The sequence below is a fragment of the Methylobacterium ajmalii genome (assembly GCF_016613415.1).
GTDB lineage: Bacteria > Pseudomonadota > Alphaproteobacteria > Rhizobiales > Beijerinckiaceae > Methylobacterium > Methylobacterium ajmalii.
The window spans coordinates 29,953-49,157 of sequence record NZ_JACWCT010000125.1 but is presented as its reverse complement, the minus strand read 5'-3'; the positions used below and the strand labels follow the sequence as shown (position 1 = coordinate 49,157).

At 71.4% G+C, this 19,205-nt stretch carries 17 protein-coding genes; 9 read left to right on the top strand and 8 right to left on the bottom strand.

Annotation, left to right across the window (positions count from 1 at the left end):
- Positions 1 to 16 precede the first annotated feature (16 nt).
- Positions 17 to 244, top strand: a complete 228-nt coding sequence (locus HPY23_RS23555) for a hypothetical protein (RefSeq protein WP_060846668.1) — start codon at positions 17 to 19, stop codon at positions 242 to 244.
- Between the two features lies 1 nt (position 245).
- On the opposite strand, the gene HPY23_RS23550 is transcribed toward HPY23_RS23555, so the two are convergent.
- Both HPY23_RS23550 and HPY23_RS23545 read right to left on the bottom strand, forming a co-directional pair.
- Positions 246 to 1,001 (bottom strand): glycerophosphodiester phosphodiesterase family protein, encoded by a 756-nt coding sequence (locus HPY23_RS23550; RefSeq protein ID WP_060846667.1) that lies wholly within the window; start codon positions 999 to 1,001, stop codon positions 246 to 248.
- Positions 1,002 to 1,122: 121 nt separating this feature from the next.
- Positions 1,123 to 1,596, bottom strand: coding sequence for a RidA family protein (locus HPY23_RS23545; RefSeq protein ID WP_060846666.1), 474 nt, complete (start codon positions 1,594 to 1,596; stop codon positions 1,123 to 1,125).
- 301 nt (positions 1,597 to 1,897) lie between these two features.
- Here HPY23_RS23545 and HPY23_RS23540 point away from each other — a divergent pair, with 301 nt between their 5' ends.
- The 5 genes from HPY23_RS23540 to HPY23_RS23520 all read left to right on the top strand — a co-directional run bounded on the left by HPY23_RS23540 (position 1,898) and on the right by HPY23_RS23520 (position 6,580).
- Positions 1,898 to 3,091 carry an aspartate aminotransferase family protein gene (locus tag HPY23_RS23540; RefSeq protein ID WP_091883428.1) on the top strand — a complete coding sequence of 398 codons (1,194 nt, stop codon included), beginning with the start codon at positions 1,898 to 1,900 and terminating at the stop codon, positions 3,089 to 3,091.
- On the top strand, positions 3,091 to 4,038 hold the full coding sequence (gene argF, locus HPY23_RS23535) for an ornithine carbamoyltransferase (protein ID WP_060846664.1): 948 nt from the start codon (positions 3,091 to 3,093) through the stop codon (positions 4,036 to 4,038). Before HPY23_RS23540 ends, argF begins: the two co-directional genes overlap by 1 nt.
- 224 nt (positions 4,039 to 4,262) lie before the next feature.
- On the top strand, positions 4,263 to 5,264 hold the full coding sequence (locus tag HPY23_RS23530) for an Hsp33 family molecular chaperone (protein WP_091883425.1): 1,002 nt from the start codon (positions 4,263 to 4,265) through the stop codon (positions 5,262 to 5,264).
- Positions 5,265 to 5,358: 94 nt separating this feature from the next.
- Positions 5,359 to 5,895 carry a PRC-barrel domain-containing protein gene (locus HPY23_RS23525; protein ID WP_091883422.1) on the top strand — a complete coding sequence of 179 codons (537 nt, stop codon included), beginning with the start codon at positions 5,359 to 5,361 and terminating at the stop codon, positions 5,893 to 5,895.
- A gap of 73 nt (positions 5,896 to 5,968) precedes the next feature.
- Positions 5,969 to 6,580 carry a LysE family translocator gene (locus HPY23_RS23520; protein WP_091883419.1) on the top strand — a complete coding sequence of 204 codons (612 nt, stop codon included), beginning with the start codon at positions 5,969 to 5,971 and terminating at the stop codon, positions 6,578 to 6,580.
- Positions 6,581 to 6,854: 274 nt separating this feature from the next.
- Here the strand turns inward: HPY23_RS23520 and argE are convergent, their stop codons facing one another.
- A complete protein-coding gene (argE, locus tag HPY23_RS23515; RefSeq protein WP_091883416.1) occupies positions 6,855 to 8,039 on the bottom strand; it encodes an acetylornithine deacetylase in 1,185 nt (394 codons plus the stop codon).
- 110 nt (positions 8,040 to 8,149) lie between these two features.
- Positions 8,150 to 8,542, bottom strand: a complete 393-nt coding sequence (gene apaG / locus HPY23_RS23510) for a Co2+/Mg2+ efflux protein ApaG (RefSeq protein WP_048430246.1) — start codon at positions 8,540 to 8,542, stop codon at positions 8,150 to 8,152.
- A 131-nt stretch (positions 8,543 to 8,673) separates the two neighbouring features.
- Between apaG and HPY23_RS23505 the strand changes: the two genes are divergently transcribed.
- The 3 genes from HPY23_RS23505 to HPY23_RS23495 all read left to right on the top strand — a co-directional run bounded on the left by HPY23_RS23505 (position 8,674) and on the right by HPY23_RS23495 (position 13,025).
- Positions 8,674 to 9,168, top strand: a complete 495-nt coding sequence (locus HPY23_RS23505) for a hypothetical protein (RefSeq protein ID WP_139234892.1) — start codon at positions 8,674 to 8,676, stop codon at positions 9,166 to 9,168.
- A 63-nt stretch (positions 9,169 to 9,231) separates the two neighbouring features.
- Positions 9,232 to 10,317 (top strand): 2'-deoxycytidine 5'-triphosphate deaminase, encoded by a 1,086-nt coding sequence (locus tag HPY23_RS23500; RefSeq protein WP_060846657.1) that lies wholly within the window; start codon positions 9,232 to 9,234, stop codon positions 10,315 to 10,317.
- A 485-nt stretch (positions 10,318 to 10,802) separates the two neighbouring features.
- Positions 10,803 to 13,025 carry a methyl-accepting chemotaxis protein gene (locus tag HPY23_RS23495; RefSeq protein WP_200601500.1) on the top strand — a complete coding sequence of 741 codons (2,223 nt, stop codon included), beginning with the start codon at positions 10,803 to 10,805 and terminating at the stop codon, positions 13,023 to 13,025.
- A gap of 15 nt (positions 13,026 to 13,040) precedes the next feature.
- On the opposite strand, the gene pgl is transcribed toward HPY23_RS23495, so the two are convergent.
- From pgl to HPY23_RS23475, 4 genes are all read right to left on the bottom strand, one after another.
- Positions 13,041 to 13,760 (bottom strand): 6-phosphogluconolactonase, encoded by a 720-nt coding sequence (gene pgl / locus HPY23_RS23490; RefSeq protein WP_091883408.1) that lies wholly within the window; start codon positions 13,758 to 13,760, stop codon positions 13,041 to 13,043.
- Positions 13,757 to 15,289, bottom strand: a complete 1,533-nt coding sequence (gene zwf / locus HPY23_RS23485; protein WP_091883405.1) for a glucose-6-phosphate dehydrogenase — start codon at positions 15,287 to 15,289, stop codon at positions 13,757 to 13,759. The genes pgl and zwf overlap by 4 nt, the downstream gene beginning before the upstream one ends.
- The gene (gene gnd, locus HPY23_RS23480; protein WP_091883401.1) at positions 15,286 to 16,260 is read right to left on the bottom strand and encodes a phosphogluconate dehydrogenase (NAD(+)-dependent, decarboxylating); all 975 of its coding nucleotides are present in this window, start codon (positions 16,258 to 16,260) and stop codon (positions 15,286 to 15,288) included. The genes zwf and gnd overlap by 4 nt, the downstream gene beginning before the upstream one ends.
- A gap of 119 nt (positions 16,261 to 16,379) precedes the next feature.
- Positions 16,380 to 19,202, bottom strand: a complete 2,823-nt coding sequence (locus HPY23_RS23475) for a bifunctional transaldolase/phosoglucose isomerase (RefSeq protein WP_091883399.1) — start codon at positions 19,200 to 19,202, stop codon at positions 16,380 to 16,382.
- Positions 19,203 to 19,205 lie beyond the last annotated feature (3 nt).

Sequence of the window (19,205 nt, the reverse complement as noted above, 5' to 3'; positions counted from 1 at the left end):
GCCGGGACGCACATCCATGTCGATCCACGCCACCCGCTACGACATTCGCCGCGACCGCGACGGCTGGACCGTCTACGACGTGCGCTCGGGCGCCATCGCGGTGATCGACGACGTTCTGCAGGTCGGGCTCGCGATGGAGGAGGCCGACGCGGTGGCCGACGCCCTCAGCGCCGAATGCCCGTCGGCGGCGCTCGCCGGCCTGGTGCCCCGGTTCGCCTGGTTCCAGATGCCGGCCCGTCCCTGATTCAGGGCCGGAAGCCCTCGAACACCATCTGGTCGGCATGGGTCCGCGCGAGGCGCATCTGCACCTCGTTGCGCACGGTCCAGGCCATCACCGGCATCCGCCCGAGAAGGCGGCAGAGGTGGGTGGCGGCGTTCGGCAGGTCGTCGACGCGCCAGGACAGGAAGTCCGGCCGGCTCTCCGAAAAATGCAGCAGCTGGCCCAGCCCGTGCCGCTGCGCCTCGGTGAGGCTCGCGTAGGACGGGTCGTCGTGGCGGCTCTCCGCCACGATGCCGCGCGGGATGCCGGGAACGAGGTCGGCGAGCGCGCCGACGATCACCGGATCGAACGACTTCACCGCCAGCGGACCGTCATAGGCGGCCACGATCTCGGCGGTCCGGCGGGCGAGCGCGAGGTCGCCGTCGAACCGGGTCTTCACCTCGACGATCAGCGGCGTGCGGCCGGCGATCGTCTCCAGGAACTCCGGCAGGGTGGGCACCCGCTCGGCGCTGCCGAGCACCGTCAGTTGCCCGAGATCGGCGGCGTCGCGCTCGCGCACCAGGCCGTCGGCCCCGGTCAGCCGGCCGAGGCCGGCATCGTGAAACACCATCGCCTCGCCGTCCCGGCTGAGCTGGACGTCGCACTCGATCGCGTAGCCGCCCGCGATCGCGGCCTTCGCCGCCGCGATCGTGTTCTCGGGGATGCCGGCGGTGCGGTCGTGCAGGCCGCGATGGGCGATCGGCCGGGCGTTCAGCCAGCCGGGGGCGAGGCGGTCTGTCATGATGGCAAGGAACCTAGAGCATTTTCCGACGAAAGGGATGCCGGTTCGTCGCAGAAAATGCGGAAAAATCAAAGACCTAGGGCACCTCGTGATCGCCGCGCGATCGCGAGCTGCTCCAGGATCACCGGATCTCGAACATGCCCTCGACCTCGACCACCGCGTCGAGGGGCAATTCGGCGACGCCGATCGTCGAGCGGGCGTGACGGCCGCGCTCGCCCAGCACCTGCACCATCAGGTCGGAGGCGCCGTTCATCACGCCGGCCACCGCCGAGAAGCCCGGCGCCGCGTTGATGAAGCCGCCGAGCCGCAGGCAGGACACCACCGCGTCGTCGAGGTTGCCGGCCGCCGCCCGCAGCTGCGCCAGGATGTTGAGGGCGCAGTGCCGCGCCGCCTCGGCAGCGAGCTCCGGCGAGACCGCGGCGCCGACCTTGCCCTTGTGGGCCGGATCGATCTGGCCGTCGGCGCCGAAGGGCAGCTGGCCCGAGATGATCACCAGGTTGCCGCTGCGCTGGAAGCCGACGTAGTTCGCCACCGGGGCCGCGGCCGGCGGCAGGGTGAAGCCGAGCTCCTTCAGGCGGTCGAGGGTCGCGCTCATCTGTCAGATCTCCCACCAGGCCCGTCCGGGGCGTGACGCCCGCCGGAGCGATAAGCCGGTCCGTCGTCCCGCGGCGGTGCCGCCGCGGCGCGGCCGAGCCCGGCCGCTCCCCGGTCTGTGCCCCGAAGGAAGTCCGGCCGCAACCCCGGGCGAGGGCTCCTCTCGCCGTCGTCTCGGCGTCATCTTCACGGCCGGCGTTGACAGGGAGCGCTCGTTCCATAGTATCCGCGCGCGCCGCCCTTCGAGGCGGCGCTTTGTTTTCCGGTCGACCGACTCACTCGACCGCGACGGAGACGAGATCGTGACCTCCTCGCTGCTGCCGACCTACGCCCGGGCCAAGGTGTCCTTCGAGCGCGGTGAGGGCGCTTGGCTCATCGCCCGAGACGGCTCGCGATACCTCGACTTCGGCGCCGGCATCGCGGTCAACTCGGTCGGCCACGGCCACCCGCACCTCGTCGCCGCGCTGACCGAGCAGGCCCAGAAGGTCTGGCACGTCTCGAACCTGTTCGAGGTGCCGGAGGCCGAGCGGCTGGCCCGGCGGCTGACCGAGGCGAGCTTCGCCGACGTGGTGTTCTTCGCCAATTCCGGTGCCGAGGCCAACGAGGCCTGCATCAAGATGGCGCGCAAGTACCACGCCGCCGGCGGCCACCCGGAGCGCTACCGGATCGTCACCTTCGAGGGCGCCTTCCACGGCCGGACGCTCGCCACCATCGCGGCCGGCGGCCAGCAGAAGTACATCGACGGCTTCGGCCCGAAGGTCGACGGCTTCGACCAGGTGCCGTTCGGCGACCTCGATGCCCTCAAAAGCGCGATCACGCCCGAGACCGCCGCCCTGATGATCGAGCCGATCCAGGGCGAGGGCGGCCTGCGGGTGGTCTCGCCCGAGTGGCTGCGCACCCTGCGCGGCTTGTGCGACGAGCACGGCCTTCTCCTGATCATGGACGAGGTCCAGACCGGCATCGGCCGCACCGGCAAGCTCTTCGCCCACGAGTGGTCGGGCGTGACGCCCGACATCCTGTCCTCGGCCAAGGGCATCGGCGGCGGCTTCCCGATGGGCGCCTGCCTCGCCACCAGCGAGGCCGCCCGCGGCATGGTGGTGGGCAGCCACGGCACCACCTTCGGCGGCAACCCGCTCGCCATGGCGGTGGGCAACGCCGTGCTCGACATCGTGCTCGCCCCCGGCTTCCTGGAGCAGGTGCGCCAGACCGGCCTGCTCCTCAAGCAGCGGCTGGCCTCCCTCAAGGACCGCCACCCGGACATCGTCGACGAGATCCGCGGCGAGGGCCTGATGATGGGCCTGCGCCTCGTGGTGCCCAACACCGAATTCGCCGCCGCCGCCCGGGACGAGCACCTGCTGGTGATCCCGGCCGGCGACAACGTCGTGCGCCTGCTGCCGCCGCTGATCATCGGCGAGGCCGAGGTGAGCGCGGCCCTGGACAAGCTGGAGGCGGCCTGCGCCGCCATGGAACTGAGGGGCCGGAGGGCCGCCGAGTGATGAATGCGCCCGTGAAGATCGCGCCGGCCCCCCGGCACTTCCTCGACCTGACCGACTTCTCCAGCACCGAGCTGCGCACGGTCCTCGACGCCTGCGCCGACCTGAAGCGCCGCCGCCGCCGGGGCGAGCCGCCGGCGGAGCGTCCGCTCGCCGGCAAGTTCCTCGGCATGGTGTTCGACAAGCCCTCGACCCGCACCCGCGTCTCCTTCGACGTGGCGATGCGGGAGCTCGGCGGCGAGACCCTGATGCTCACCGGCCGGGAGATGCAGCTCGGCCGCGGCGAGACCGTCGCCGACACCGCCCGGGTGCTGTCGCGCTACATCGACGCGATCATGATCCGCATCCTCGATCACGGCATGATGCTGGAGCTGGCCGAATACGCCACCATTCCGGTCATCAACGGCCTGACGAAGGATTCGCACCCGTGCCAGATCATGGCCGACGTGCTGACCTTCGAGGAGCATCGCGGGCCGATCAAGGGCCGCACCGTCGCCTGGTCGGGCGATTCCAACAACGTGCTGGCCTCCTGGGCCCACGCCGCGGCCCGGTTCGACTTCACGCTCAACGTCGCCTGCCCGCCCGAGATGCCGGTGCCCGAGAGCCTGATCGCCCGCGCCAAGGCCGAGGGCGCCACGCTCAACGTCACCGCCGACCCGTTCGAGGCGGTGGCGGGCGCCGATTGCGTCGTGACCGATTGCTGGGTCTCGATGGGCGACGAGGACGAGGCGCACCGCCACAACCTGCTGATGCCCTATCAGGTCAACGGCCGGCTGATGGCGGCGGCTGCCAAGGACGCGGTGTTCATGCACTGCCTGCCGGCCCATCGCGGGGAGGAGGTCACCGCCGAGGTGATCGACGGGCCGCAATCGGTGGTGTTCGACGAAGCCGAGAACCGGCTCCACGCCCAGAAGGGCATCCTGGCCTGGTGCCTCGGCGCCGTCTCCTGACGATCTCCCCGGGCGGCGGACCCCTTCGAAACCACCGCCCGGACCACCATATGGCGCGATACGCCGGTCTCTCGCCGCGGCGCCTTTCCCCGCTCCTCGCTCCGCCTGCCCGCTCCCTCCCGAGCGCCTGCGCGGCGGCGGTCCGCGCGGAAGCCGCCCCGCCGGGAGACCTTTTCTTTCCTGCGCGAGAGCCGGCCTTCAGCCTTGCCGGCGGCGGTGAGAGCATGTCCGAGACCACTTCCTCCCAGAGCCCCGAGGGCCGCGACGACGCGATCCTGCCCTTCGCCGTCGAGCCTCTCGACGTGCGCGGCCGCGCCGTGCGCCTCGGCCCCTCCCTCGACACCATCCTACGCCGGCACGGCTACCCGGACACGGTCGCGCGGCTCCTCGGCGAGGCGACGGCGCTGACCGTGCTGCTCGGCTCGTCGCTGAAGTTCGAGGGCCGGTTCCAGCTCCAGACCAAGTCCGACGGCCCGGTCGACATGGTGGTGGTCGATTTCGAGGCGCCCGACCGGGTGCGCGCCACCGCGCGCTTCGATGCCGGCCGCGTCGCGGCGGCGGGGCCGCGCGCGGACACGGCTCAGCTCCTCGGCCACGGCCACCTCGCCATGACGATCGACCAGGGCTCGGTCCAGAGCCGCTACCAGGGCGTGGTGGCGCTCGAGGGCCAGGGCTTCGAGGAGGCGGCGCACCAGTATTTCCGCCAGTCGGAGCAGATCCCGACCCGGGTCCGCCTCGCCGTCGCCGAGCAGGTCGAGGGCAGCGGCGAGGCCTGGCGCGCCGGCGGCCTGCTGATGCAGTTCCTGCCGCACTCGCCCGAGCGCGCCCGCCTCGCCGACCTGCCGCCCGGCGACCTGCCGGAGGGACACACGTTCCTCGACGACAGCGCGAACCGGGAGGACGACGCCTGGGTCGAGGCCAAGTCCCTGGTGGCGACGATCGAGGATCACGAGCTCGTCGACCCCACCGTGTCGAGCGAGCGCCTGCTCTATCGGCTCTTCCACGAGCGCGGCGTGCGGGTGTTCGAGGCGCAAGGAGTGCACGAGGCCTGCCGCTGCTCGCGGGAGCGGGTGATGGGCATGGTCCGCAACTTCTCGGCCGAGGAGCGCCGCGACATCGTCGGCGAGGACGGCCGCATCGGCATCACCTGCGAGTTCTGCTCGCGCCATTACGATCTCGATCCGGCCGAGGTCGAGGCCGAGATCGTCGGCGGCCAGCCCGCCTGACGTGACGAAAGGGGAGGGGCGAGGGAACCTTTCGCACCGCAACCGACTCTTCATGCGCCCGAGCGCGTCGGGCGAAAAGCAGTCGGAGCCGTCGATGTCCCGCCCCCTCCTCGCCGCCGCGTTCCTCCTCGTCGCCGGCGCCAGCGCCGGCCTGGCGCAGGATGCCGGCGGTCCCAAGCCCGTGCCGGGCACCCCCGCGACGCTCAACAACGACCTGCGGCCGACCTTCGTCGCCCAGGCGCCGAGCGACCTCGTCGCCACCAAGCTCATCGGCCAGAACATCCAGAACGGCGCCAACGAGACCATCGGCTCGATCGCCGACATCGTGCTCGGGCCGGACCTGGCGGTGAAGTCCTACGTCGTCGGCGTCGGCGGCTTCCTCGGCCTCGGCACCAAGTACGTCTCGGTCGCGAAGGAGGCCCTGCAGGTCACCCGCGTCGACGACAAGACCCTGAAGGCGGTGATCAACACCGACAAGGATCAGCTCCGCGCCGCGCCGGAATACGTCTATCTCGGCCAGCAGCCCGCGAAGGCGGATGCGCCGAAGGCCGGCGCGCAGGCCACCGACACGTCGAAGCCCGACGTCCCCGCCGCGACCGGAACCACCACGACCCAGCCGGCGCAGCAGTAAGCGGCGCCCGAGCCTGGCGGGGCGGCGGCGTGCATGGCACGCTGCCATCCGGTTCCCACCGGACGGCCCCGCCATGCCCCTCGACCTCTATCTCGGCTTCGTCGCCGCCACGCTGGTCCTGATCCTGATCCCGGGACCCAACGTCGCCCTCATCGTCGCCAACAGCGTGGCCCACGACACCCGGTACGGCCTCGTCACGGTGGCCGGCACCAGCGTCGCGCTGGCCCTCCAGCTCGCCCTCACGGTCGCCGGCCTCTCGGCGATGCTGGCCCTCATGGCGGCGTGGTTCGAGCTGTTGCGCTGGCTCGGCGTCGCCTACCTCGCCTGGCTGGCGTTCCGCGCCTGGCGCGCGCCCGCGACCGACCTCGCGCAGACCGCGCCGGAGCCGCGCGCCGCCCGGGCGATGATCCTGCGCGGCTTCCTCGTGGCGCTGACCAACCCCAAGACGCTCCTGTTCTTCGGTGCCTTCCTGCCCCAGTTCGTCAGCCGCGACGCCGCACCCCTCGGACAGCTCGTGCTGCTGGCCGCGACCTTCCTGATCCTGGCCATCGCCGGCGACACGGTCTGGGCGGCTTTGGCGGGCCGGGCCCGGGTCGTGCTGGCGCGGGGGCGCTGGCGCAACCGGGTGACGGGCGGGCTGCTGATGGGAGCGGGCGTGGGCTTGGCGCTGGCGCGGCGGCCCTGAAACGGAACTGCAAACTCACCGGCGATGAAAGCACGGCGCGTTCCCCTCCCGCTTGTGGGGTGGGGCTGGGGGTGGTTGCCGGAGAGGTCTCGCGCTTCACGCCGCCCACGCGGGATCTTCGATCTCCCATACCCCTCCCCACAAGGGGAGGAGCGCTACTTGCAAGGAGAGGATGGTCGGATCGCGTTGTTTGAATGCGATCATCTGCGCGGGTGAGGAGAGCCCGCGATCATTTCTTGCGCCATGCATTCTTGAGGAAGCGGACGGCGTCGACTCACACTGGGCTCCACCCCGCCGCGCAATCCCGCACCAGCTGGCGCAGGAACGCCTCGCCGGCCTCGAAGGCCGCCAGCGTGATGTACTCGTCCGGCTGGTGTGCCTGGTCGATCGAGCCCGGGCCGCAGACCACGGTCGGCAGGCCGGCGAGCTGGAAGCGGCCGGCCTCGGTGGCGTAGGGCACCGTGATGGTGTGGTTGCGGCCGGCGAGCCGGAGCGCCAGGCGCTCGGCCGGGGAGCCCGGCTCGGGCGCGAGCCCCGGCACCGCGGCGTCCTCCTCGGTCTCGATGTGCCCGTAATTGCCGAAGCGGTTCAGCCGCTCGCGGGTCACCCGCTCGACCTCCCCGGCGAACAGGCCCGGGATCTCGTCGCGCGGGAGGTCGGGCAGGCCGCGGAACTCCCACTGGAATTCGCACGCCTTCGGCAGGATGTTGCGGGCGGTGCCGCCGCCGATCACCCCGACATGGACCGTGGTGTAGGCCGGATCGTACCGGCCGCTGGCATCGCCCTTCGCCGCCATCTGGTCGGCGATGCGGTTGAGGCCCGCCACCAGCTCGGCCGCCGCCATCACGGCGTTGGCGCCGAGCGCCGGCTTCGAGGAATGCGCCTCGTGGCCGTGGACGGTGGTGCGGTAGGTGTAGATGCTCTTGTGGGCGTCGGCGACCTCGAGGTCGGTCGGCTCACCGACGATCACGGCGCCGGGCCGCGGCAGGTCCTTGCCGAGGCGGGCGATCACGTCGACCACGCCGAGGCAGGTCAGCTCCTCGTCGTAGGAGAGCAGGATGTGGATCGGCGTCTTGAGGTCGGCCGCCAGCATCTCCGGCACCAGGGCGAGGCAGAGCGCGTCGAAGCCCTTCATGTCGACGGCGCCGCGTCCGTAGATCTTGCCGTCGGCGACGCGCAGGGTGAAGGGATCGCTGGTCCAGGATTGCCCCGCCACCGGCACCACGTCGGTATGGCCCGACAGCACCACGCCGCCGTCCTGCATCGGCCCGATCGTGGCGTAGAGCGCCGCCTTGTCGCCGGCCTCGTTCGGCGCGATCACGTAGGGAACGCCCCAGGCGTCGAGATACTCGGCCACCCAGCGGATCAGCGGCAGGTTCGACTTCTGGCTCTCGGTGTCGAAGGAGACCAGCCGGGCGAGGAGTTCGAGCGGGGTCAGGCGGGGGCCGGTCTTGGTCATCGGAGCGGGCTGTCTCGTGCCGGAGGTAAGCCCCGGTCTTAGCCCAAGCTCCGTCTCCTCGACACCCGCCCCGATGCAGGCGCCCCCAGACGCCCGAGCACGGGTCGGTGTTAGTGCATCACCCGGCGCACATGCGGCGAGTCGAGCGAGAAGGCGGGGATCGCGGCCTCGAAGCTGTCGCCGTCGGCGGTGGACATCGTGTAGGTGCCCTCCATCGTGCCGTCCGGCGTGGTGAGGGGGCAGCCGCTGGTGTAGCTGAACGATTCGCCGGGCCCGAGCACCGGCTGCTTGCCGACGACGCCGGCGCCGCGCACTTCCTGCATCTCGCCGCGCCCGTCGACGATGCGCCAGTGCCGGGAGCGCAGCTGCACCTGCTCGCTGCCGTTGTTGGTGATCTCCACCGTATAGGCAAAGAAGTAGCGGCCGCTGTCGGGCGAGGATTCTTCTTCCACGAAGCGCGGCTGCACCGACACGCTGATGCCGCGGGTCTCGGCCTTGTACATCGGGAAACCTCCGCTGGCGGCCCGCGCATCAAGCGCGACGGCCGGCGGGCGTCGTGGTACGTCCGGCCTCCCGGATCGTCAATTGCCGGCGAATGCGGTCGGTAATCCTGCACGAGGCGCCCCACTCCGTCATGCGGCTTCCTTCCTCGTCCACAGCCGTCGCGGGCCTCGGTGCCGCGCTGGCGCTGGCCCTGCGCGCCGATCCCGTCTGCCTCGTCCTCCTCGCCGCCTGGCGCGGGCTCGCGCATCGGCCCTCGGACCCGGGACGCGGGGAGGGGCCGTGGCTGCGCGTCGCCCTGGCGCTCGCGCTCGCCTGGCGGATGCCCGGCTGGCCGGCGGCCGCTTTGCTCGCCGCGCTCCTCCTGGAGATCGCGGCGGTGCGGCTCTCCGGCTGGCTCGCGGCCAGGCGCGGGCTTGCGGCGCCCGGCCTCGACCTCCACACCCTGATCCTGGCCGGGGGGCGGGTCGCCGATACCGTCGCGGCGCTCGCGCTCGCCGGCCTGATCCTGCTGCCCGAGCGGGCGGCCCCGATCGTCGCGGCGCTCGCCGGCCTCACCGCGATGGGGGCGATCGCCCGGGCGAGCCTCGCGCTTGCCCTCGACCGGGGCGTGCGCGACGAGGCGTGAGCGGCTCTTCACGTCGTGGAAACCCCGCTCCTGCGACAAAGGCCCGTTGAGGATGGACGTGTCATGGTGAAGCTCGAGGACGGGATTCAATCGGCGGAGGGCATCGCGGCACTCGCGAGCGCCGGGGTGATCCGGCCAGCCAGCCCCTTCGCGGACGACCAGATCCAGCCGGCGAGCCTCGACCTGCGCCTCGGCGGCCGGGCCTGGCGGGTCCGGGCGAGCTTCCTGCCGGGGCGCACCCGTGACGTCGCCGCCTGCCTCGACAAGCTCAAGCTGCACGAGATCGACCTGCGCCAGGGCGCGGTGCTGGAGACCGGCTGCGTCTACATCGCCGAGCTGCAGGAGGGCGTGGCCCTGCCGCCGGATCTGGCCGCCAGCGCCAACCCGAAGAGTTCGACCGGGCGCATCGACGTGTTCACCCGCGTCATCACCGACCAGGCGCGTGAATTCGACATGGTCGAGGCCGGCTATGCCGGGCCGCTCTTCGCCGAGATCTCGCCCCGCACCTTCCCGGTGCTGGTGCGCACCGGCTCGCGCCTGTCGCAGCTGCGCTTCCGCCGCGGCGCGGTGCGGCTCGACGACGCCGCGCTCGCCCGCCTGCATGCCACGACCCCGCTGGTCGATTGCGCCGACCCGTCGTTCCAGGGCGGCGTCGCCGTCTCGGTCGATCTCTCGGGCTTCGACGGGCTGATCGGCTACCGCGCCAAGCGCCATACCGGCCTCGTCGACGTCGACCGGCCGCGATCCTACCCGGCCGCCGAGTTCTGGGAGCCCCTGCGGGCCGACGGCTCGGGCACGCTCATCCTCGACCCGGGCCAGTTCTACATCCTGGCCTCGAAGGAGGCGGTGCAGGTGCCGCCGGACTTCGCCGCCGAGATGGTGCCGTTCGATCCTCTCGTCGGCGAGTTCCGGGTCCACTACGCCGGCTTCTTCGATCCCGGCTTCGGCCATGCGGAGGCCGGCGGCACCGGCGCCCGCGCGGTGCTGGAGGTGCGCTCGCGCGACGTGCCGTTCATGCTGGAGGACGGTCAGATCGTCGGCCGGCTCGTCTACGAGCGGATGGCCCAGCGCCCGGCCGCCCTCTACGGCAGCGCCGCCGGCTCGAACTACCAGGCGCAGGGGCTGAAGCTCTCGAAGCACTTCGTCTGAAAGGCTGCCTGCCCTGCAAACGGATTTTTGACGATTCTTGCGTCGGCGTCTCGACCTCGTCCTGAGGTGTCGGCGATCGCAGATCGCCACCACCTCAGGACGAGGTCGAGGGCGGGGCAAGACTCTCACGCTCAAGTCGCGCGGGATTCCGTGCGAGCGGATCTCCGGTCCGTGCGACGTCCACCTCGACGGCCCGGGACGCCTCCGCGTTCGGGGCCGTTCGCGTTTCGGGACGTACCGGCCGACGCATCACGCGTGACGGCCACGGCTGCCGATATCCCCGCCACGGCGCTGCGCAACCCCACCATGATCTGGATCAATCGCAGCGTCGACCTAACGGCTGATCTAACTTAGACTATGGAAAATTTTGAAATTTACCATTTGTTAGTGCGACTGCGGACAATCGAGGCTCGCAAGATCGTCGGACGTTGCTTGTGCAGACTGTCGATCGAAGCCAAGGCATCCACGCAACGGGGGCGATCGTCATGGTGTCCGGTCACGCGCAGAGTGACAAGGTCTCGTTCTTCCGGTCGGTCAAGTTCAAGATCATCGCCGCCTCCAGCACCTGCGGCCTCGTCGCCTCGATGCTGATCGTCGGGTTCGGCGCCTACTCGACGATCAGCAACAGCCAGTTCGTGACGAAGACCTTCGAGACGGTGCTCGACGAGAAGAGCCGCACCTATCTCCAGGCCATCGCGGCGAACCAGGCGACGACGATCCAGCACAAGCTCGACTTCGCCTTCGCGGCGGCGCGCAACACCTCCGGCATCCTGGAGGCGCTGACGACCGGCAAGGCAGGATCGAAGCCGGCGCAAATGCGCACCGTCCTCAACGACTTCCTGCTCGGGGTGCTGAAGCGCAACCCGGATTTCAACGGCACCTACAGCGCCTGGGAGCCGAACGCCCTCGACGGGGCCGACGAGAGCTTCGCCAACCGGCGCGACGTCGGCGCGGATTCCACCGGCCGGGCGCTGCCCTACTGGACCCGCACCGCCGACGGCCGGATCGCCGTCCAGCCGCTGGTCGAGTACGACAGCCGCGACCTGCACCCGAACGGCGTGATGAAGGGCGGCTGGTATCTCGGTCCGAAGGAGACCGGGCGCGAGAGCCTGCTGGCACCGCTGCCCTACGTCGTCCAGGGGCAGTCGGTCTACCTCGCCACCATCTCGGTGCCGCTCACCGTCGGCGGCCGGTTCGCGGGCGTCGCGGGCACCGATTTCGATTTGTCCTTCGTGCAGAAGGCGGCCGAGGCGGCGAGCACGTCGATGTACCAGGGCCAGGGCTCGGTCACGATCGTGTCCCAGTCCGGCCTGGTGATCGCCTCGAGCCGCGACGCGAGGCGCATCGGCCATCCCCTCGCCGAGGGTGATGCCGGCTGGACGCCCTACGACACGACGATCCGGGCGGCGCAGAGCTTCGTCGGCTACGACGCCACGCTCGACGAGTTCCGGGTCGTCGCCCCGGTCGGCCTCGGCCGCACCGGCACCGCCTGGTCGATCCTGATCGCGCTGCCGCGCGGGGCCGTGATGGCGGATGCGGCGGCCCTCGGCACGGCCCTGTCCGGCCGGGCCCGGACCGATCTGTCCTGGCAGCTCCTCGCCGGGCTCCTCGTCGCGATCGGGGCGGTCGGGGTGATGTACGGCCTGGCGAGCAACCTCGCGAACCCGCTCTCGCGGCTGGCGCTGGCGCTGCAGGCGATGGCGCGCGGCGACGAGATCGCGTCGATCCCGGGTTCGGACCGCAAGGACGAGATCGGCGCCGTCGGCCGCGCCGTCGAGGCGATCCGCGCCCTGGTCTCCCGCCGGGCCGAGGAGCAGGCGGAGATCCGGCGCGCCGCCGAGGCCGCGGCGGCGGCCGACCGCCACCACGCCATGGCGGCGCTCGCCGACACGTTCGAGCGCGCGGTCGGCAGCGTGGTCGGCCTCGTCTCGTCCTCGGCGACCGAGCTGCAGGCCACCGCGCACGGCATGACGACGAGCGCGGGCGAGACGGCGAACCGCTCGGCCTCGGTGGCGCAGGCCGCCCGGGAGGCGGCCTCGAATGTCGGCACGGTGGCAGCGGCGGCGGAAGAACTCGGCGCCTCGGTCCAGGAGATCGGCCGCCAGGTCCACGGCTCGGCCGAGCTCGCGCAGGCCGCCGTGCGGCAGGCCGACGAGACCGCGGGTCTCGTCAACGCCCTGACCCAGGCGGCCGCGCGCATCGGCGACGTGGTCAGCATGATCTCGACCATCGCCGGGCAGACCAACCTTCTCGCGCTCAACGCCACCATCGAGGCGGCGCGGGCCGGCGAGGCGGGTCGCGGCTTCGCGGTGGTCGCCGCCGAGGTCAAGGAACTGGCCAACCAGACCAGCCGGGCCACCGACGAGATCGCCCGCCAGATCGCCCAGGTCCAGGGCGTGACCGGGCAGGCGGTCGGCGCCATCGGGTCGATCACCGGGCGCATCCGCGAGATCGACGCGCTCGCCACCGCCATCGCGGCGGCGGTGGAGGAACAGTCGGCGGCGACGCAGGAGATCGTCCGCAACGTCGCCCAGGCGGCGACCCGCACCGGCGAGGTCACCGGCACCATCGCCGGGGTCGCGAGCGCCGCCGAGGGCGCGGGCGCCGCGGCCGCGCAGGTATTGTCCTCGGCCTCCGAGCTGTCGCGCCAGTCCGAGCACCTGAACGCCGAGGTCTCGCGGTTCCTGGTCTCGGTGCGGAGCGCCTGAGGAGCGCCGGGGGATCTAACCCGCCGCCGCCTCGTCGAGGAGCCAGACCGTCTCGCCGGCGGCCCGCACCTGGCCCGCCGGCAGGTCCTCGCCGGCGGCGAGGCGGGCGAGCGGCTCGCGCTTGCCCGCGCCGGTCACCAGAAAGAGGGCGAGCGGCGTCGCCTCGAGCGCCGGCCTTGCGAGGCTCACCCGCGGTACGAACGGGGCGAGGCCGGCCTCCGGCACCGCCACCACCCAGGCCGTCGCCTCCCGCGCCTCGGGCTTGCCCGGAAACAGCGAGGCGGTGTGCCCGTCCTCGCCGAGGCCGAGGAGCACGCAATCGAAGAGCGGCCGGGCCGGATCGAGCCGGTCGGCGCCGTACCAGGCCTTCAGCTCCGCCTCGTAGTCGGCCGCACAGGCCTCGGGCGCGCGATCGGTCGGGATCGGGTGGAGGTGGCCGCGCGGGACGAGGTCCCCGAACGCCTCCTCGGCCAGCCGCCGGTTGCTGCCGGCCTCCGGCCCGTCGCCGACTCGCTCGTCGCCGAAGAACCAGTGCAGGCGCTCCCAGGGCAGGCGCTCGCGGAATTCCGGCCCGGCGAGCAGCCGGTAGAGGAGCTTCGGGGTCGAGCCGCCCGACAGGCAGATCCCGATCCGGTCCGGCTTCTCCGCCGCGATCCCGACCAGCCGCCCGGCCGCCGCGCGGGCGACGGCGTCCGCGTCGGGCAGCACCCGATGGCCCGCGGGGAGTGTGCTCATGTCGGATGCTCCAGCGAGCGCCAGGCGCGCCCCTCGCTGGTCAACAGATCGTCGGCTTCCTTGGGTCCGGCGCTGCCGGCCTCGTAGGGGATCGTTTCCCGCTGTCCTTTCGCCGCGGCGTCGAGGATCGGCTGGACGATGCGCCACCCGGCCTCGATCATGTCGGCGCGCTGGAACAGCGTCGGGTCGCCGATCATCGCGTCGTAGATTAGCGTCTCGTAGCCGGTGCTGGGCTCGGTCTGGAAGTAGTCCTTGTAGCAGAACCGCATGTCGACGCTGCCGAGCCGCACCGCCGGGCCCGGGATCTTGGCGCCGAACTGCAGCGAGATGCCCTCGTCGGGCTGCAATTGCAGCACCAGCCAGTTCGGCACGTCCTCGCGGACGTTGGTGCCCTTGAACAGCGACAGCGGCGCCTGCTTGAAGCGGATCGCGATCTCGGTGTCGCGCCGGGTCATCGCCTTGCCGGTGCGCAGGTAGAACGGCACCCCGGCCCAGCGCCAGTTGTCGATGCCGAGCTTGAGCGCCACGAAGGTCTCGGTGTCGCTGTCGCGCGCGACGTCCGGCTCCTCGCGGTAGTCCTTCACCGCCTTGCCGTCGACGGTGCCCGCCGTGTAGCGGCCGCGCACCGCATCCTCGGGGCGCGCCGAGGGGGTGGCGAGCAGCACCTCCTCCTTCTTGTCGCGCACGGCCTCGGCCTCGAACGAGATCGGCGGTTCCATCGCCACCAGGGTGTAGAGCTGGAAGAGGTGGTTCGGCACCATGTCGCGCAGCGCACCGGTGGCTTCGTAGAACTTGCCCCGGCCTTCCACCCCCACCGTCTCGGCGACGGTGATCTGGACGTGATCGATGTGGTCGCGGTTCCACAGCGGCTCGAACAGGCCGTTGCCGAACCGGAACGCCATGATGTTCTGCACCGTCTCCTTGCCGAGGAAGTGGTCGATGCGGAAGATCTGGTCCTCGGACAGGACCTTCAGGATGTCGGCGTCGAGCTTTTCCGCCGAGGGCAGGTCGTGGCCGAACGGCTTCTCGATGATGACCCGGCGCCAGCGGCCGTCCGCCTCCTCGGTCAGCCCGGCCTCGCCGAGCTTGGCGATGGTCTGGCCGAACAGGCCGGCGGCGACCGCGAGGTAGAACAGGACGTTGCCGCCATCCTCCGAGCCGGAGATTTTTGCGATCGCGCCCTTCAGCTCCCCGAAGAACGCCGAATCCGACAGGTCGCCCGAGCGGTAATGGACGCGCCCGACGAGGTCGCTCCACACGCCCTCGTCGAACGACCCGCCGCCGGCCTCGCCGCCCTTGGCGGTGATGAAGCCGCGTACGGTCTCGCTCAGCTCGGCGCGGAACTCCTCGGAGGACATCTCCGTGCGGCTGACGCCGATCACGGAAAACTCTTTCGGCAGCAGGCCCCAGCGGCCAAGATTGTAGAGCGCCGGCATCAGGAGCCGGTGGGTGAGGTCGCCGGTCGCCCCGAAGATCACCAGGGTGCAGGCGGGCGGGGGGGCTGCCCCCTCGGCCATGGCGGAGGTCATTTCGGCTCCTGGTGGCCGCCGAAGCCCTTGCGCATCGCCGAGAGCAGCTTGTCGGCGTAGGTCGCTTCCTGGCGCGAGCGGAAGCGGGCGTAGAGCGCGGCCGAGAGAACGTGAGCCGGGACCGCCTCCTCGATGGCGGCGTTCAGCGTCCAGCGGCCCTCGCCCGAATCGGCGACGTGGCCCGAGAAGGCGTCGAGGTTCTCGTCGCCGGCCAATGCCGTCGCCGTGAGGTCGAGGAGCCAGGACGAGACCACGCTGCCGCGCCGCCACACTTCCGCGATGTCGCCGATGTTGAGGTCGAAGCGCTGCGCCTCCGGCAGCTCCGCCGAGTTGGCGTGCTTGAGGATGTCGAAGCCCTCGGCATAGGCCTGCATCAGGCCGTACTCGATGCCGTTGTGGATCATCTTGACGAAGTGGCCGGCGCCGCTCGGGCCGGCATGGATGTAGCCGTGTTCGGCGCGCGGGTCGCGGCCGTCGCGGCCGGGCGTGCGCGAGACCTCGCCGAGGCCGGGCGCGAGCGTCGAGAAGATCGGGTCGAGCCGGTCGACGGCCGCCTTGTGGCCGCCGATCATCATGCAGTAGCCGCGCTCCAGCCCCCAGACGCCGCCCGACGTGCCGACGTCGACGTAGTGCAGGCCCTTCTCGTTCAGCACCGCGGCGCGGCGGACGTCGTCCTTGTAGAACGAGTTTCCGCCGTCGATGATCACGTCGTCGGGCTGCATCAGGCCGGCGATCTTCATCACCGTGACCTCGGTCGGGTCGCCCGCCGGCAGCATCACCCAGGCGGTGCGCGGCACGTCGAGCTTGGCGATGAAGTCCTCCAGGCTGTCGGCGCCGACCGCGCCCTCCTGCACCAGGGCCGCCACGGCCTTGGGATCCTGGTCGAACACCACCGCCGTGTGCCCGTTGCGCAGGAGGCGGCGGACGATGTTGCCGCCCATCCGACCGAGACCGACCATGCCGAGTTGCATCGTGTCACTCCTCGCCGGCGAGGCCGGGGCCGGCGGCCCGTGGGCGCGGGGGCCCGTCACATGTCGTCTGTCGCGATTTCCCCTCTCCCGTGTGGGAGAGGGGGACCGCGTTGGAGGAGCTAACTAAGCGCCGACTTCAGCCGGTCGAGCCCCGTGGCGACATCGCCCTTGATGTGGACGCGCAGGGCCCGGCGGCCGCGGTCGGACAGGACGCCGAAATCGCCCCGCGCCTGGGCGGCGATCACGGTGGCGAAGCCAAGGCTGCGGCCGGGGATCGCGAGGTCGGGCGCCTCCGAGGTGATCTGGAGGAAGACGCCGCTGTCGGGCCCGCCCTTGTAGGCCTGGCCGGTCGAGTGCAGGAAGCGCGGCCCGAACTCGGCGCAGGTCGCGACGTGCCGGGCCTCGCGCAGGGCCATCCGGGCCTCCTGGAGCTGCTTCAGGTGCTCGGGGTTGCGGGTGACGTAGGCGAGCAGCGCGACGTAGTCGCCGGCTCCCACGCGCCCGATCTGCGCCTTGATCCAGCTCACCGGGTCGGTGCCGGCCCCGGCCTTGCGCAGGGCATCGGCATTCGCCGGGTCGGTGTAGAGCGCGAAGGTGTCGTCCTCGGCCACCGGCGTCTCGGCCGGGAGCGCGCCGTCCTTCTCGGCGGCCGAGAAGAGCTCGCGGGTCTTGATCTTGCTCGCCTCGACGTCGGGCTGGTCGAACGGGTTGATGCCGAGCACCGCGCCTGCCACCGCCGTCGCGATCTCGAAGCGGAAGAACTCCTGCGGCAGATGCGCCTTCGAGGCGAGGTCGATCCGCACCACCGGGTGGCCGGCCTGCTCCAGCGCCGTCACGGCGGAGTCCTGGCCGGCATCGGTCGCGCCCTCCAGGCGCAGCTGCACGAAGACCCGGTCGTTGCCGTAGGCGGCGGGTGCGGCGAGCGGCTCGTTGTCGATCGGGATGAGGCCCTTGCCCTCCTTGCCGGTCGATTCGGCGATGAGCTGCTCGGCCCAGGCGCCGAAGGTGTCGATGCCGGGTGAGGCGATCAGCGTGACCTTGTCCCGGCCCTGCTCGGTTGCGGCCTTGCCCAGTACCAGGCCGAGCTGCACGCCCGGGTTCAGGTCCGGCGGCACGTCGGGGCCGCAGGAGCGCACCATGACGCGGGCGCTCTCCAGGAACGCCGTCACGTCGAGGCCCATCGCGGCGGCCGGCACCAGCCCGAAGGCCGAGAGCACCGAGTAGCGCCCGCCGATCTGCTTCACGCCGTAGAAGATGCGCCGGAAGCCGTCGTCCTTGGCGGCCTTCTCCATCGCCGAGCCCGGATCGGTCACGGCGACGAAGTGCCGTCCGGCCTTGTCGTGGCCGACCACGTCGCGCATCCGGCCGAGGAAGTAATCGCGGAACACGTTGGGCTCGAGGGTCGAGCCCGACTTCGAGGCGACAATGAACAGCGTGCGCTCGAGGTTCACCGCGGCCTCGACCGCCCGCACCTCGTCCGGATCGGTCGAATCGAGGATGCGCAGGCGCGGGAAGCCGGGCTGCTGTCCGAAGGTCTCGGCGAGCACCTCCGGGCCGAGGCTGGAGCCGCCCATGCCGAGCACCACCGCGTCGGTGAAGCCCTCCTGCTTCACCTCCGCGGCGAAGGCGGCGTAGTCGCCGGCCTTCGCCAGCTCGTCCTCGACGATGGAGAGCCAGCCGAGCCACTGCGCCTCGTCGGCGCCGCTCCACACGCTCGCGTCGCGCTGCCACAGCCGGCGCACCAGGCCGTCCTTGCGCCAGGTCTCGATCGCCTTCTTCACCGGCTCGTCGAGGCTGCCGAGCGCCAGGGCCTGCCGGTCGAGCCCGGTGCCGAGGAATTTCTGGCGCTTGCCGGCGACCGCGCCGAGGAGCTTGTCGGCGGCGTCGACGAAGAGCTGCACGCCCTCCTCGACGAGCTGGCGCGCCACCGCGTCGAGGTCGATGCCGGTCTTCGCGAGATCGGCGAGCACCCGCTCGGCCTCGTCGACCCCCTCTTCCAGGCTCGCCCGCACCGTGCCGTGGTCGCGGAACGCGTCCATCGTCGCCGGCGGGATCGTGTTGACGGTGTTGGGCCCGATCAGCTCCTCGACGTAGAGCACGTCGGAATAGGCCTTGCTCTTGACGCCGGTGGAGGCCCACAGCAGGCGCTGCGGATGGGCGCCCTTGGCGGCGAGCTTCTCCCAGCGGTCGCCGGCGAAGAGGCGCTTGTAGCGCCGGTAGGCGAGCTTGGCGTTGGCGATCGCGACCTTGCCCTTGAGGCCTTCGAGCGCCGCCCCGTCGCCGCCCGCCTTGACCTTCTCGTCCAGCCGCTTGTCCACCGCCGCGTCGATGCGGCTGATGAAGAAGCTCGCCACGCTGGCGACCCGGCTAACGTCGCCGCCCGCGGCCGCGAATTTCTCCAGGCCCTCGATATAGGCGTTGGCGACCTGCTCGTAGGCGTCCTGGGAGAAGAGCAGCGTGACGTTGATGTTGATGCCGTCCGCCGTGAGGTCGCGGATCGCCGGGATGCCCTCGGGCGTCGCCGGCACCTTCACCATCAGGTTGTCGCGGGCCACCGCCGCGTGGAGGCGGCGCGCCTCCGCCAGCGTCTCGGCGGTGTTCAGCGCCAGGTAGGGCGACACTTCCAGGCTGACGAAGCCGTCCTGCCCGCCGCTGGCGTCGAAGACCGGGCGCAGCACGTCGGCGGCGGCCTGGATGTCGGCGATGGCGAGCCCCTCGTAGAGGTCGATCACCCGCTGGTCGCCCGCCGCCTTGATGGCGTCGTCGTACTCGTCCGAGTGGCCGATCGCCTTCTCGAAGATCGCCGGGTTGGAGGTGACGCCGCGCAGGCCGTCCTCGTCCACCAGGCGCTTGAGCCCGCCCTCCTGAACGAAGCCCCGGGCCACGAAATCGAGCCAGACGGCCTGGTCCTGTTCGGCGTGCAGTTTCTTGAGCGGGTTCATGCC

Excerpts from the sequence above, each read along its gene's own strand:
- HPY23_RS23555 (WP_060846668.1), top strand. The coding sequence starts at position 17 with ATGTCGATCCACGCCACCCGCTACGACATTCGCCGCGACCGCGACGGC.
- HPY23_RS23550 (WP_060846667.1), bottom strand. The coding sequence starts at position 1,001 with ATGACAGACCGCCTCGCCCCCGGCTGGCTGAACGCCCGGCCGATCGCC.
- HPY23_RS23545 (WP_060846666.1), bottom strand. The coding sequence starts at position 1,596 with ATGAGCGCGACCCTCGACCGCCTGAAGGAGCTCGGCTTCACCCTGCCG.
- argF (WP_060846664.1), top strand. The coding sequence starts at position 3,091 with ATGAATGCGCCCGTGAAGATCGCGCCGGCCCCCCGGCACTTCCTCGAC.
- HPY23_RS23530 (WP_091883425.1), top strand. The coding sequence starts at position 4,263 with ATGTCCGAGACCACTTCCTCCCAGAGCCCCGAGGGCCGCGACGACGCG.
- HPY23_RS23525 (WP_091883422.1), top strand. The coding sequence starts at position 5,359 with ATGTCCCGCCCCCTCCTCGCCGCCGCGTTCCTCCTCGTCGCCGGCGCC.
- HPY23_RS23520 (WP_091883419.1), top strand. The coding sequence starts at position 5,969 with ATGCCCCTCGACCTCTATCTCGGCTTCGTCGCCGCCACGCTGGTCCTG.
- argE (WP_091883416.1), bottom strand. The coding sequence starts at position 8,039 with ATGACCAAGACCGGCCCCCGCCTGACCCCGCTCGAACTCCTCGCCCGG.
- apaG (WP_048430246.1), bottom strand. The coding sequence starts at position 8,542 with ATGTACAAGGCCGAGACCCGCGGCATCAGCGTGTCGGTGCAGCCGCGC.
- HPY23_RS23505 (WP_139234892.1), top strand. The coding sequence starts at position 8,674 with ATGCGGCTTCCTTCCTCGTCCACAGCCGTCGCGGGCCTCGGTGCCGCG.
- HPY23_RS23500 (WP_060846657.1), top strand. The coding sequence starts at position 9,232 with ATGGTGAAGCTCGAGGACGGGATTCAATCGGCGGAGGGCATCGCGGCA.
- HPY23_RS23495 (WP_200601500.1), top strand. The coding sequence starts at position 10,803 with ATGGTGTCCGGTCACGCGCAGAGTGACAAGGTCTCGTTCTTCCGGTCG.
- pgl (WP_091883408.1), bottom strand. The coding sequence starts at position 13,760 with ATGAGCACACTCCCCGCGGGCCATCGGGTGCTGCCCGACGCGGACGCC.
- zwf (WP_091883405.1), bottom strand. The coding sequence starts at position 15,289 with ATGACCTCCGCCATGGCCGAGGGGGCAGCCCCCCCGCCCGCCTGCACC.
- gnd (WP_091883401.1), bottom strand. The coding sequence starts at position 16,260 with ATGCAACTCGGCATGGTCGGTCTCGGTCGGATGGGCGGCAACATCGTC.
- HPY23_RS23475 (WP_091883399.1), bottom strand. The coding sequence starts at position 19,202 with ATGAACCCGCTCAAGAAACTGCACGCCGAACAGGACCAGGCCGTCTGG.